The sequence below is a fragment of the Exiguobacterium marinum DSM 16307 genome (assembly GCF_000620845.1).
Taxonomy (GTDB): Bacteria; Bacillota; Bacilli; order Exiguobacteriales; family Exiguobacteriaceae; genus Exiguobacterium; species Exiguobacterium marinum.
Map to the genome: position 1 here is coordinate 1,738,876 of NZ_KK211189.1, position 13,377 is coordinate 1,752,252.

Genomic DNA, 13,377 nt, shown 5'->3' on the forward strand with positions numbered 1-13,377 from the left:
AAATCCCTCCTTATTCAATGAACACGCCTTATTTTATCGCTGACTGTTCGTAAAATCAAGTTTCGAATTTCAGTTGTCAAGCATTGAAATATCCGCTACAATAGTTGAAGTGACTATGAAGTCTGGACAATCGCGGGACGCAAGTCTTGAGGAAAGTCCATGCTCGCACAGCCTGTGATGGCTGTAGTGATCGTGCTACACGAAAAGATAAGTGTAGGCAACGCAAGTTGACGGCAGAAGAAACACCTAAGTCCTAGGATACGGTGTACGCTTCTTGAAAGTGCCACAGTGACGGAGTCTGATCGGAAACGTTCAGAGTGGAACGAGGTAAACCCCACGAGCGAGAAACCCAAACTATGGTAGGGGAACTTCCAGACCGGAATCGAACGGGACGGAGGGCGCACTTGTGCGTAGATAGATGATTGTCACTCCATCGTGCCAGGGAGACCGTTATGAGCACCGGAGTACAGAACATGGCTTACAGGACAACATAGTCTCAACTTACAACGACAAGGAGTTCAAGCACATATACTTGAACTCCTTTTTTCATGAACTTTTTATAACTTACAGATTAATGAATGATACCTTGTAGAAAGAAGGCGATAGGTAATGGCAAAACGTAAACTGATTGCGACAGCAGCGATGGGGATTGAGGCGCTCGTAGCAAAAGAAGTGAGAGATTTAGGGTACACGTGTGAAGTGGAAAATGGACGGGTCTATATCGATGCGGAGATGGAAGACATCCCACGCCTCAATATGTGGTTGCGGACAGCGGACCGAGTCAAACTCGTCGTTGCAGAATTCAAAGCGACGACGTTCACCGAATTGTTTGACGGGGTCGTGGCATTACCATGGACGGAACTCATGCCGTGGGATGCAGCGCTCACGGTTGACGGACGTTCAGTCAAGTCGAAACTGTTCTCGATTCGTGACTGCCAGAAAATCACGGAGAAGGCAATCGTCGAGGCGATGCAACGTGGTTACCACAAGGAAGGCGAGTGGTTGCCGAAATCAGGCGCAAAATTCCCGATTGAAGTCGCACTATTAAAAGATGTGGCGACCATCACAATCGATACATCCGGTCCGCTTCACCGTCGTGGTTATCGAGAGCTTCATTCGCAAGCTCCACTCAAAGAGACGATGGCAGCGGCGATGATTCAATTGACGAACTGGCGTCCGGACATGCCGTTTTATGATGTATTCACCGGTTCAGGGACGCTTGCAATCGAAGCGGCAATGATCGGACGTAACATTGCTCCGGGTATCAATCGTGAATACTTCGCTCAGGACTGGGCATGTATCCCGAAGAAAGCCTGGTATGCGGCAATCAATGAAGCGAACGAGAAGGCAGAGTGGGATAAACCCCTAAAAATTTACGGGATCGATCTCGACCCACGGATGGTGAAACTCGCGAAAGATAATGCTGAACTCGCAGACGTTCGTGATGCGATCACGTTCGTCCATAGTGACGCGGCCGCGTTGAAGCCGAAAGAAGAGTACGGTGTCATCATCGGCAACCCACCATATGGTGAGCGACTCCAATCTGAAGAAGAAATCATCGACTTGTACGAGCGAATCGGGGCACAATATGCGAAATACCCTGGATATAGTGTTTATATGTTGACGAGCTATGAAGACTTCGAGAAAGCGTACGGTCGCCCGGCGACGAAGCGTCGTAAATTGTACAACGGAAACATTGAGACACAGTATTATCAATTCTTCGGTAAACGTCGTCCACGTCCGGATCGTGATACGAATCAAAAATCTGACTAATGTAGAGAATGACCGTTCCATCGAGCGGTCATTTTTCTAATTTCCTTCACTTACTCAATTGTTTCATCATTCGATGAACAGGTTATACATATCATATGTATAATAAAAAGGAGGACATGTGATGCAGACGTATACCGTCGAATATCAGTTACATGCGAAAGAACAGACCACCCGGACGGTAGATGTGAAAATGAACCGTGCGCCAAACTTGAATAATCAAGAAGAGCTAAATGCTGCCTACCAAATTGTTTCGGACGCGATTCGTGAGCCGATCACTAGTTTTGAGATTGTATCCATTACGTGAGCCCGAGGCAATCGCTTCGGGCTTTCTACATATGACTGAAGGAGTGAACAAATTGAATATTTTAGTAGTCGGAATTGGTGATGTGGCCCAAAAAGCATATCTGCCAGTGTATGCCGGATTGAAAGACGTCAACGTATACCTCGTTTCAAGGGATAAACAGAAGCTCGACGCTATGCTGTCAACGTATCGTTTCCAAGGTGGATACACTGACCTTAAGGAGGTGACGATGTCAGAGATGGATGCTGTCATGATTCATTCGACGACATCAGCACACTTTGAACAAGCCGAGTACTGTCTTCTTCAAAAGAAACATGTCTTCATTGATAAGCCGATCACGTTCATGCTTGAAGAGACGGAACGGCTTGTCATGTTAGCCAGAGAGAACGATGTTCATCTCGTCACCGGCTTCAATCGTCGATTTGCGACTGCGACACAAGCGTTGAAACAGATCGGACAAAAGAACATGGTGTTCATTCAAAAAAACCGAACTTATAAACCGGCGACGCTTCGTGAATTCGTCATCGAGGATTTTGTTCACGTCGTTGATACACTCCGCTATCTAACCGACCTTCGTCCGGTCGAACGGTTGCGTGTCACTCCGCGTTATGACGGAGACGTTTTGAAACAAGTGGTGATTCACTTCACTGCAGGTGGGATTGAAGCAATCGGTTGGATGAACCGTGATAACGGTTGCACCGAGGAAGTGATGGAGGTCATGTCTCCGAATGTGAAGCGTGTCAGCCGTGACGTCGAGCGGATTTTGGATTATGGACCCGACGGGGTGAGAGAATGGGCACTCGACCCGTGGGAGTCGAACTTGAAACGTCGCGGATTCATCCACATGGTCGAAGAGTTCATTCGGTTAGTAAACGGAGAACCGAATACGTCGGTCATTGCCGAGGATAGTCTTGAGACGCATCGACTGTGTGAAGAGATACTCACACATGTGCAGTGAATCGTCTGTTTCTGTCAGATTCAGAGCGGGTAAAAACTCGATAACCCGATAAAAGGAGGCGGTTTTGTTGGATGTTCGTGAACTGATTATGCAAATCAATGACTATTTATGGTCGTACCTACTCATCTTTGTCTTGATTGCCGGAGGACTTTATTTTACGATTCGGATGGGATTCGTTCAATTTCGAATGCTACCTGAAATGTTTAAACTGCTATTTGTGAAAGGACTCAAGCATGAGAAAGGTCAGGTATCTTCCTTCCAGGCGTTCGCAATCGGGACGGCAGCTCGTGTCGGTACGGGAAACATCGCCGGTGTGTCGACCGCCATCGCATTAGGAGGTCCTGGCGCCGTGTTTTGGATGTGGCTCATCGCATTGATTGGAGCGGCATCGGCATTCGTCGAGAGTACTCTCGCCCAAGTATATAAAGTGCATGATGGCAAAGCTTGGCGTGGCGGACCAGCATATTACATCGAGCGGGCATTAGGGGAGCGCTGGTTAGGGATCGTCTTTGCCATTTTGATTACCTTTGCATTTGGATTTGCTTTCAACTCGGTACAGGCGAATACGATTGCGCTCTCTGTGAACAATGTATTTGAGATTGATACGATATGGGTCGGGCTGATTTTAGCCGCCCTCACTGCAATTGTCATTTTCGGCGGAATTCGTTCGATCTCGACTTTGTCGGGAATTATTGTGCCAATCATGGCGGGTGGTTATATCCTACTAGCGATTTGGGTCGTCCTCACGAATCTTGATGTAGTGCCACAAGTATTCTCGGCCATCTTCTCAGAAGGTGTCCTCAGTTTCCAACAACTGTTCGGTGGAGCGGTCGGAGCAGCTGTCCTTCAAGGGATTCGCCGTGGATTGTTCTCGAACGAGGCAGGGATGGGTTCAGCACCGAATGCCGCCGCTACGGCTGAAGTTAGCCATCCTGTCAAACAAGGATTGATTCAATCACTCAGTGTTTTTGTCGATACATTATTCATCTGTACGGCGACGGCGATGATTGTCTTGATTTCGGGTGTGGAAGGTTCTGAGGCGTTTCAAGGAATCGAGCTTGCCCAAGAGGCGCTCCTCGTTGAGATCGGTCCGATAGCAACGACACTCATGACAGTTGCGATTCTTCTTTTTGCTTTTAGCTCGATCTTGGCCAACTACTACTATGGAGAGACGAATATTGAATTTATTTCTGAAAAAAAACGATATCTCATCACTTACCGGATTGCTGTTGTCGGTATGGTCATGTTTGGTTCGGTACGCTCGGCAGGACTTGTCTGGTCGATTGCGGACATCTTCATGGGGTTGATGGCACTTGTCAATATGTACGCGATTTTCCGATTAAGTACAGTTGCTAAGACGCTCCTCGATGATTATATACTCCAGAAGAAAGATGGCAAAGACCCAGAATTCTTAAAAGATGATGTAGATTTACCTGGCAAGGAGCATATTGAAGCGTGGGAAGCAAAAAAAGAAGAAATCAGTTGAACGATATATGGGAGTGCTTCCGATTCAGGGAGCATTTTCTCCATTCACTTATTATTATTTCAGATACCGTATTTATTTTAATTAAAGAAAGTAGAGAATTATTATGAAACAAGTAATCTTGACAATCGTCAAGCGATTTTTTGTAGAACGATTTTTTGATCAAGCTGCTATGTTAGCCTATTACTTCATTCTTTCTACATTCCCGTTCTTGTTGTTCGTGTTGGGGATTGTTGGACTTTTACCTTTTTCAAGTGGCGATGTGATTCAAGCATTGTCGCTCATTATGCCAGAAGCAAGTTATCGTCTATTAGAAGGAAATATCGAGGCGATTTTTGACAATTCAAAATTGAAATTGGCATCATTCAGTATCTTACCCGCACTTTGGATTTCATCGATTGCTGTCCAGTCATTAGTCCGGGCCTTGAACGATGCCTATCGGGCAGTCCGAAACAAGGCGTTTTGGAGAGGGATCTTACAGGATATTGCCATCACGTTAGCACTCATGTTTGTGCTTCCATTTTCTTTGCTCGTACCGGTGATTGAGACGGCGCTACGCGAGGTATCTTCGTATATCCTATTCATCGATGAGATTGTCACAACCTATGCTCAAATTTGGTTTTACTTTAGATGGATTATCGGAACGAGTCTTCTATTCATAGTATTCGTATTCGTCTATAAGTGGTTGCCAAGTGTTGTTGGTACTTTCAAGAATAGTTGGGCTGGAGCAGCATTTACGACTCTCGGAATACTAGTTGTGTCAAATGTGTTCAGTTACTATTCACAGTTTGCGAACTACGAACAGTTTTATGGACAACTTGGAGCGTTCATCGTCTTATTGATTTGGTTTTATCTAGCAGCCTCTGTGATTTTACTCGGAGGCCTCTTAAATGCGACACTGATCGAGAGGGAAGAAAAACTTCGTTAGACTTGTAATTATTAGTTATCATTCAAAAGAATAGGGAATGGTAACGTAAGGTCACATCATCTAAGCGGAGGTGGGAAACATGAATATGCAACGGCTCGTTCACAATCGTCGTTTCATCGATCAATCATTGTTTTACCTCGCCTTACATCTGTGGAAGTGGATTTTACTATTACCTGTTTTATTCTATTTGAACGTATCGTTTCAGCAATCACCATTTTCGGAGTACTTGATGGTCAGTATCATCCTGTATCTCATGTTTCGAGTCATTCAATATGTCGTCGCCAGTCGTGCTTCTTTCATGGAGTTAGTGGAATTCGGATATGCGATCTTGTCACTCTTACTCGTCTTTTCGTTCTTGATGGAGATTGGGTCGCCGCCAGTCGCCATTGCATTGATTGGCATAGTATACTTGAGCCATCCTATGCTAGCGCTTCATCACTATCAGAATTTCTCAGAACGGAAATGGCTGAACAAGCAGTTCCAACTATTTAGCCCGATGTTACGGCAAGGAGAAGTGCCGGTTCACGTTCTAGTATTGACGGAAGATGAGATTGTAATTACTGTAGAGAGTGGTAAAGAGTTTACGTACCGTCATATATATTGGGGCGGTTTTTATGTAGAAAATCCTTCCTAAAAGGTGGTTACACAGTTGTTTAGCGGATTCGATAATGTGATTGTCATTCTATTTTGGATTGCGACATTCATTGCGTTCTTTAAAGGAGCGTATGATATGTGGCGTGAGTATCGATCAACGAAAGAAAAATCAGTGCTCTATTATTTGATCGCATTGATCATTACTTGGTTTTGGTTCAACCCATACGAACTGGTCGCGCTTCATCCGTTCGTATTGATGGCGTACTATTGGAATCGGAACAAATGGATGCGTAACGCGATGCTCGTATTAGTGCTCGTTCCATTCGTGATTCGTGTATGGTTAATAGCCGCTTCCATGTAAAAAACTCGGTCCCTTTAAGGGAACCGAGTTTTTGTTTGTGGTATTATTCTTTTTTCGCAGCTGCCAATTCAGCTTCCATTTCGCCGAATTCACGAGTGATGCGTTTTTGTTCTTTCTGGCTTGTAAAGTTACTGACAAGTACGATTGCCAACATACTTAAGAAGAAGCCAGGGACCATTTCGTAAAGGACAGTTGAGAGTCCAGTCACAATCCAAAGAATAACTGTGATGGCACCAACGAGGATACCAGCGAGGGCACCTTGACGTGTCATCTTCGTCCAATAGAGTGACAAGAGAATTGCTGGTCCGAAAGCTGAGCCGAATCCAGCCCATGCATATCCAACGAGTGTCAAGATTGTGCTAGATGGGTTGAGAGACATGAGTGTTGCTACGAACCCGACGACCAAGACACCGATACGACCGGCGCGTACCATTGTTTTTTCACTTGCTTCTTTGTTGAAGAACTTACGATAAAAGTCTTCTGTCAAAGCAGACGACGTAACGAGCAATTGTGACGATACGGTCGACATGACCGCTGCAAGAATCGCAGCTAATAAGAATCCAGTGATGAACGGGTGGAACAAGACTTCAGAGAATTGAATGAAGACTGTTTCTGGGTCACCAAGCGGATTTCCTTGACCGCGGAAGTATGCGATTCCGACGAAACCTGTCATGACGGCACCAATAATCGATACAGTCATCCAGCTCATTCCGATACGACGAGCTGTTTTCAAAGATTTCACATCACGAATGGCCATAAATCGGACGATGATGTGCGGCTGACCAAAGTAACCGAGTCCCCAGGCGAGGAGACCGATAATCCCAAGTGTTGTCGTACCTTTAAATAAATCAAACAAGTCGGCATTGATTGCTGTTGCAGAGTTGACAGCAGTGTCTACTCCACCGAGATCTGTTAATGCGACGAAAGGAACGAGCACGAGTGCCAAGAACATGATGACGCCTTGGGCGAAATCCGTCCAACTAACTGCTGTGAACCCACCGAAAAGGGTGTACAAGATGACGACACTGATTGTGACGATGACACCTGTCTGATAGTTCAATCCGAATGAGCTTTCAAACAACTTCCCGCCAGAAACGAGTCCGGCTGACGTGTAGAACGTGAAGAAGATGATGATGACGGATGCGGATAGGATCCGTAGCCAGTTCGAGTGATCTCGGAACCGATTCTCTAAAAAGTCTGGAATCGTAATCGAATCGTTCGCCATCTCTGTGAAGACGCGAAGTCGTGGAGCAACTAACAAGTAGTTCAAGTAAGCTCCGATGACCAATCCAACGGCTAACCAAATTGCTGATAGTCCAGTTGCATACATTGCACCTGGTAGTCCCATTAACATCCAACCACTCATATCCGAAGCCCCGGCTGACATGGCTGTAACTCCTGGCCCCATTTTACGGCCACCTAACATATAATCTGATGAATCGGTCGTTCGCTTATACGCGACGTATCCGATAAGAAGCATCATCACGAGATAAAGCGCGATTGATACCCATTCTTGCCATAGCATTGAATTACCTCCTATTAAGTTAAAAAAATCTATCTCATCAACTCGTTCGCGATTGTGTGAAGTCGTCACACAGTCAAATACAAAAGTTGAAAAGGCGAACTTGTGGTTTACCTTACAGAACCTTTGGAATGATTGCAAACTGTCATCTTTTCATAAAAACGGCTCTAAAGCCTATCATATCAACGGATAAGAGCAAATTTCTTTCATTAAAAAGTTTAAATATTCTGAATATTTGAAATGCTGCAGACTTGTTGTTGTAACATTAATGTAATATTAAATGATATCTTTTCAGAAAAAATAAAAAAGAGCATAGATTAAATGCTCTTTCTCATCATTATTGGAATGCTGTCTCTTCAACGAGTCGCATCGTCGGGAATGTCTGCCCAGATTTTGCTTGCATTGTGACCAAGATATACGTCTCTTCTTCATGTTGCATGATGAACACCATCGTATAACCGGATTCGTCGGTGTAACCTGTTTTAGTAGCCGTCACGTATTTCGAATAGTTAATGCTTCTTTCATTAACAGCGGATCCGAGGTGATACCACCAACGCCGTTTGCCGTTTCCGTCAATGTCGTCAAATTCAGCTTTGTATTCATAAGTCCCGGCAATTTCAACAAGTTCAGGGTATGTACTGAATGCGAAGGCAATTTTAGCCATGTCGTTCGCCGTTGTATAATGATTCGGATCTGAGTATCCGTGTGCATTCATAAAGTGAGTGCCAGCTAATCCTAAAACTTTCGCACGGTCGTTCATTAATTGAACAAATGCTTCGGTAGACCCACTCGTATATTCCGCTAGACTATTCGCAGCATCATTTCCCGATTCGAGAAGAGTAGCATATAAAGCCTGGCGTACCGTCAATTTATCACCAATTGTGAGATGGGCGATGTGACTATCCCATGGAATGTCGAGTGTAGATGCTTGGATGGTGATAACTGATTGATCGAGCTCGTCTGCGACGGATGCTTTTTCGTAGGCGAGCAGTGCCGTCATCAGTTTGGTTGTGCTCGCTGGGAACACGCGATCGTCTGCGTTCTTATCGATTAAAATTTCCTGCTTCGTCACGTTGATGAAGGTCAAAGCTCCAACGGAAATGTCATCGTTTGATAATATAGTTGATTCACTGGGATGCCATGACCCCATCTCAATATTCGGAAAGACCGGACCTTGTTTCATCGGTTCCATTTTCGGAGCGGCTGCCTCTGCAGGTGTTGGTGATTCCTTGTCTTGTTTAAATCCGACTAAGGTCGGGATCATTGCGATGATGCTGAGCAACACAACCGCTGCAATCATTCGTCGCATGATGTACGTTCTTCTTCGGTGTCTCCTTTTACGGGTCAACAAAAGTCCCTCCTTTTATCATTACTCATTAAACATAATAGAAAACGCTCTCTTTTTTCGCTATTAAAATAAAGAACTAGGTCAATGATTGATGAGGAAACAATGAAGATTTGGGTAAAGACGTAGAGATACTACTATGAGAGGAGAATTTACCATGCATCGTTATCCGTTCACGAATTCTATTTGGCGACAGCATGACACAGGGCCCTTGTATCCCTCGTTAAATGTTTCAGAATCAGCTGACGTCGTAGTCATTGGAGCCGGGATTACAGGACTTGTCTGTGCTTATGAGTTGCAGAAGCGAGGGAAGCAAGTGACGCTTTTAGAAGCGTTAGAGATTGGTCATGGTACCACTGGTCATACGACGGCCAAATGTTCTGTTCAACACGGGTCGATTTATCAAAAATTGATACGACACTTCGGTGAGACGGTTGCGCGTCTTTACTACGAATTCAATGCTGAAGCACTTGTCTATTTACAGAATCAAGTAAACGAAGGATTCGATTGCGATTTTTCTTTGGAACATTCGTACTTATATGCGACGGAACCAAATGACGAACTCGTAAAAGAACTCGATGCTTACCGCCGTCTAAAGATTGATGGGGGAGAAGCGACAGAGGAAGTGAATCATGCACTTCCATTTACAATCGAACAAGCTTTAGTAATTCGCAATCAAGCACAGTTTCATCCCGTCAAGTACTTACGTGAATTAGCTGAACGCTTTGTTCGACTCGGCGGAAATATCTATGAACAGACGAGGGCGATGGAAGTGAGTCAAGGTCCACGACCGATTGTCACGACTGCTACAGGAAGACGGGTTCAGGCAAATCAGGTCGTGATTGCGACCCATTATCCGTTCAATGATCTACGTGGGCTATACGTGTCTAAATTTTCAGTAGAGCGCTCCTATATCGTTGCTTGTGAAACGGATACAGATCCGCTGAAAGGGATGTATTTAAGTGTCGATCACAACAGTCGATCGTATCGGTCATATGTTGATAATGGAAAAACATATTTACTAATTGGTGGAGAAGGACATTTAGCGGGACAGGTGACGGACACCCGAAGTCGTTATGATCGTCTGGAGAGCGATGCCCAACATCATTTTGGAACGAATCGGTCGACGTATCGTTGGTCTTCTCAAGATCTCATCACATTAGATTCCCTCCCGTATGTAGGACAGATGTTTAAGCGGGAACCAGATATCTTCGTGGCGACAGGATTTTTAAAATGGGGTATGACTAACGGAATTGCTGCCGGAATATTGTTAGCTGATCAACTCACGAATCGTCCAGACCGTTTTTCAGAGTTGGTGTCACCACTCCGGACAACTGTCAAACCAACAGACCTCCCTGCATTTTTAAAGACAAACCTCGACACCGCCACACAATTCACGAAAGGAGCGGTCGAACGGGTGCTCGAACGACAAGATGTTCAAGATCTTCAGCTAGATGAAGGTGGAATCGTGCAAGTGGGTCATCGCACAAAAGGGGTATACCGAGATTTAGAAAACCGCTGCCATGTTGTCAACCTGACCTGCACACACCTCGGTTGTACAGTGAAATGGAACAATGCGGAAAGGACATGGGATTGTCCTTGTCATGGGTCTCGTTTTGATGCAAAAGGAGCCGTCCTGGAAGGACCTGCGACAAAACCACTCACCTATAGCAAGCGAGAAGATTTGTAAACTGGTGTAGGCAAAGGTTGATAGCTATAATAAAGTAGAAAGAGAAAAGAATAACACAGAGGGGTGACTGACAGATGGAAGTAACAAAAGAATGGCGTGATCATTTTAAACAACTCCGGGCATTTGATGAAGCAATTTCTCTCTTATATTGGGATATGCGTACACAAATGCCGGAGCATTCGGCACCGTTACGGGCAGAAACGATCGGATATTTGTCGACCGAGGCGTTCAAACGACAAACGAGTGAATCGTTTGCTTCTTTATTGGGACGGATGACTGAGGAAGAGGGGCTATCTGATATCGAAGTGCGTTCACTTGAAGTTGCAAAAACGCAATATGAACGAAACGCAAAGATTCCTCATGATGAGTATCAAGCGTACGTGACGCTTGTCTCTGAGGCGGAAACGGCATGGGAGAAAGCAAAAGACCAAGACGACTGGGACATGTTCGCTCCTTATTTAAAGAAAATCATCGGATTCCAACAAAAATTTGCGGAATATTTCGGTTATGAGAAGCATCCGTACGATGCACTGCTTTATGACTTCGAACCCGGTATGACGGTTGAACTCTTAGACGAATTGTTCGCCTCGCTCCGAGATGAACTAGTTCCCCTCATTCAGCAACTCCCGAATGAATCGTTCTCCATGGACTGGTCGATGCCGGCAGACGTTCAAGAGAAAATTTGTCACGACTGGATGAATGTTGTCGCCTACGACTTGTCGCGCGGGCGTCTCGATGCGACCGTGCATCCATTTGAGATCACAATCAACCGTCGTGACGTCCGAATCACGACGAAGTATGATGAAGCCGATTTTCGGAATGCGTTGTTCGGTACGATGCACGAAGCGGGGCACGCGACGTATGAACAGCAAATCGACCCAGCCCTCGATGAACTCGGTTTAGGAGGGGGTGCATCAATGGGAATCCATGAATCGCAGTCGCTCTTCTTTGAGAACTTCATTGGACGCAGCGAGGCCTTTTTACGGCGTGTCTATCCGCAACTCAAACAACTGCATCCAACATATGCTGATATCGACTTCGATACATTCTATCGTGGGGTGAATGAAGCCAAGCCATCCCTCGTTCGAATCGAGGCAGACGAGTTGACGTACAGTCTCCACATCATCATCCGTTACGAGCTTGAGAAAGCGCTCATTCAAGGAACATTATCCGTCGATGAGCTGCCAGCGGCGTGGAACGAAAAATATAAAGAGTATCTTGGTCTCGATGTGCCGTCGAATGCCAAAGGGGTCCTTCAAGACGTCCATTGGGCAGGTGGTTCATTCGGTTACTTCCCGAGCTATGCCCTCGGGTTGATTTATGCGGCGCAATTGACGGAGGCTTTGAAGTCCGACCTGCCTCAATTCGAGACACTGATTCAAGATGGTGAGATTGAGCCGATAAAAGCATGGCTACAGGAGAATGTCCATCAATATGGAAAACGTCTAACGCCGAATGAACTTATTCGACAAGTGACCGGTCAAGAAATCTCGGTGCAACCGCTCGTTCGCTATTTGACGGACAAGTATCAGACTGTAACCAAGTGAAACGATTCGCACATCGTGGGGTGATGGCACTCCGACCTGAGAATACGATGTCTGCTTTTAAGCTCGCACTCGATACAGGCGCGGATGGCATCGAGACAGATGTTCATTTGACCAAAGATGGTGAGCTCGTTCTCATTCATGATGAGACACTGGAGCGAACGACGGACGGGAGCGGTATGGTGTCTTCATACACACTCAACGAACTGAGAAGATTTAACGCCGGAGTTCGATATTCTCAACAAGAGGTCATCCCGACACTACAAGAACTTCTCGAACTTGTGAGGGATGAATCAATCCGATTAAATCTTGAGGTGAAGACCGATGTCCTTCGCTACGAAGGGATTGAATCCCGCATCATCGATACAATTGAAATGGCAGGAATCGACCCATCGCGTATCCTTTTCTCTTCATTCAACCATGAGACGATTCATCGGTTGAAGCAAATGCGTCCAGATATCGAGTGTGCGATTTTATTGGCACAACCCTTATATGACCTTGTCGGATATCTTAAATTTGTGGGAGCCGACTCGGTCCATCCACATATCAATCGCATCACAGATCAAGAAATCGAATGCTTAAAACAACATGGTATTCCTGTAAGACCTTATACAATCAAGACAGCTAGTGAAATGAAGCGCTGCCTAGCTCTTCAAGTCGATGCCATTTTTGTGAATGATATCGAATGGGCAAATCAAACCTCTTAGTCGCAGACTAAGGGGTTTTACTTTATCGAGATTGGGAATCTAAAATAGTGTAGAGGTTGCGCTTTCATTCCATAACATATCGGAGCACATTCAGGACATAGTGTCCCCTTTACGTCACTGTCGGATTGTCTTAAGTTTAAGATGTCACCGAGCTACATAGCAATCAGATGT

12 protein-coding genes and 1 other RNA gene are annotated in these 13,377 nt (G+C 45.3%); 11 read left to right on the forward strand and 2 right to left on the reverse strand.

Annotation, left to right across the window (positions count from 1 at the left end; genetic code table 11):
* Positions 1-118 precede the first annotated feature (118 nt).
* The 8 genes from rnpB (at position 119) to P400_RS0109305 (ending at position 6,398) form a co-directional block, all read left to right on the forward strand.
* Positions 119-486, forward strand: an RNA gene (gene rnpB / locus P400_RS15540) — RNase P RNA component class B.
* A gap of 123 nt (positions 487-609) precedes the next feature.
* Entirely contained in the window at positions 610-1,773 is a 1,164-nt protein-coding gene (locus P400_RS0109275; protein WP_026825926.1) for a THUMP domain-containing class I SAM-dependent RNA methyltransferase, read from the forward strand.
* Between the two features lie 121 nt (positions 1,774-1,894).
* Entirely contained in the window at positions 1,895-2,077 is a 183-nt protein-coding gene (locus P400_RS0109280) for a hypothetical protein (protein ID WP_034771048.1), read from the forward strand.
* A 43-nt stretch (positions 2,078-2,120) separates the two neighbouring features.
* Positions 2,121-3,032, forward strand: a complete 912-nt coding sequence (locus P400_RS0109285; protein ID WP_235181845.1) for a Gfo/Idh/MocA family protein — start codon at positions 2,121-2,123, stop codon at positions 3,030-3,032.
* A gap of 67 nt (positions 3,033-3,099) precedes the next feature.
* Entirely contained in the window at positions 3,100-4,518 is a 1,419-nt protein-coding gene (locus P400_RS0109290) for an alanine/glycine:cation symporter family protein (RefSeq protein ID WP_026825929.1), read from the forward strand.
* A gap of 103 nt (positions 4,519-4,621) precedes the next feature.
* Positions 4,622-5,443 carry a YihY/virulence factor BrkB family protein gene (locus P400_RS0109295; protein ID WP_026825930.1) on the forward strand — a complete coding sequence of 274 codons (822 nt, stop codon included), beginning with the start codon at positions 4,622-4,624 and terminating at the stop codon, positions 5,441-5,443.
* A gap of 79 nt (positions 5,444-5,522) precedes the next feature.
* Positions 5,523-6,077 carry a hypothetical protein gene (locus tag P400_RS0109300; protein ID WP_026825931.1) on the forward strand — a complete coding sequence of 185 codons (555 nt, stop codon included), beginning with the start codon at positions 5,523-5,525 and terminating at the stop codon, positions 6,075-6,077.
* A 15-nt stretch (positions 6,078-6,092) separates the two neighbouring features.
* Positions 6,093-6,398: a hypothetical protein gene (locus P400_RS0109305; protein WP_026825932.1), complete on the forward strand. Its 306-nt coding sequence runs from the start codon at positions 6,093-6,095 to the stop codon at positions 6,396-6,398.
* A gap of 43 nt (positions 6,399-6,441) precedes the next feature.
* Here P400_RS0109305 and putP read toward each other — a convergent pair whose 3' ends face one another.
* Together putP and P400_RS0109315 are read right to left on the reverse strand one after the other, a co-directional pair.
* Positions 6,442-7,923: a sodium/proline symporter PutP gene (putP, locus tag P400_RS0109310; protein ID WP_026825933.1), complete on the reverse strand. Its 1,482-nt coding sequence runs from the start codon at positions 7,921-7,923 to the stop codon at positions 6,442-6,444.
* Positions 7,924-8,257: 334 nt separating this feature from the next.
* On the reverse strand, positions 8,258-9,229 hold the full coding sequence (locus P400_RS0109315; RefSeq protein ID WP_051545973.1) for a D-alanyl-D-alanine carboxypeptidase family protein: 972 nt from the start codon (positions 9,227-9,229) through the stop codon (positions 8,258-8,260).
* Positions 9,230-9,422: 193 nt separating this feature from the next.
* Here P400_RS0109315 and P400_RS0109320 point away from each other — a divergent pair, with 193 nt between their 5' ends.
* The 3 genes from P400_RS0109320 to P400_RS0109330 all read left to right on the forward strand — a co-directional run bounded on the left by P400_RS0109320 (position 9,423) and on the right by P400_RS0109330 (position 13,206).
* Entirely contained in the window at positions 9,423-10,955 is a 1,533-nt protein-coding gene (locus tag P400_RS0109320; protein WP_026825935.1) for an FAD-dependent oxidoreductase, read from the forward strand.
* Positions 10,956-11,029: 74 nt separating this feature from the next.
* On the forward strand, positions 11,030-12,502 hold the full coding sequence (locus P400_RS0109325; protein ID WP_026825936.1) for a carboxypeptidase M32: 1,473 nt from the start codon (positions 11,030-11,032) through the stop codon (positions 12,500-12,502).
* Complete coding sequence (locus tag P400_RS0109330) at positions 12,499-13,206, forward strand: glycerophosphodiester phosphodiesterase (protein WP_026825937.1); 708 nt, start codon at positions 12,499-12,501, stop codon at positions 13,204-13,206. Before P400_RS0109325 ends, P400_RS0109330 begins: the two co-directional genes overlap by 4 nt.
* Positions 13,207-13,377: the final 171 nt, after the last annotated feature.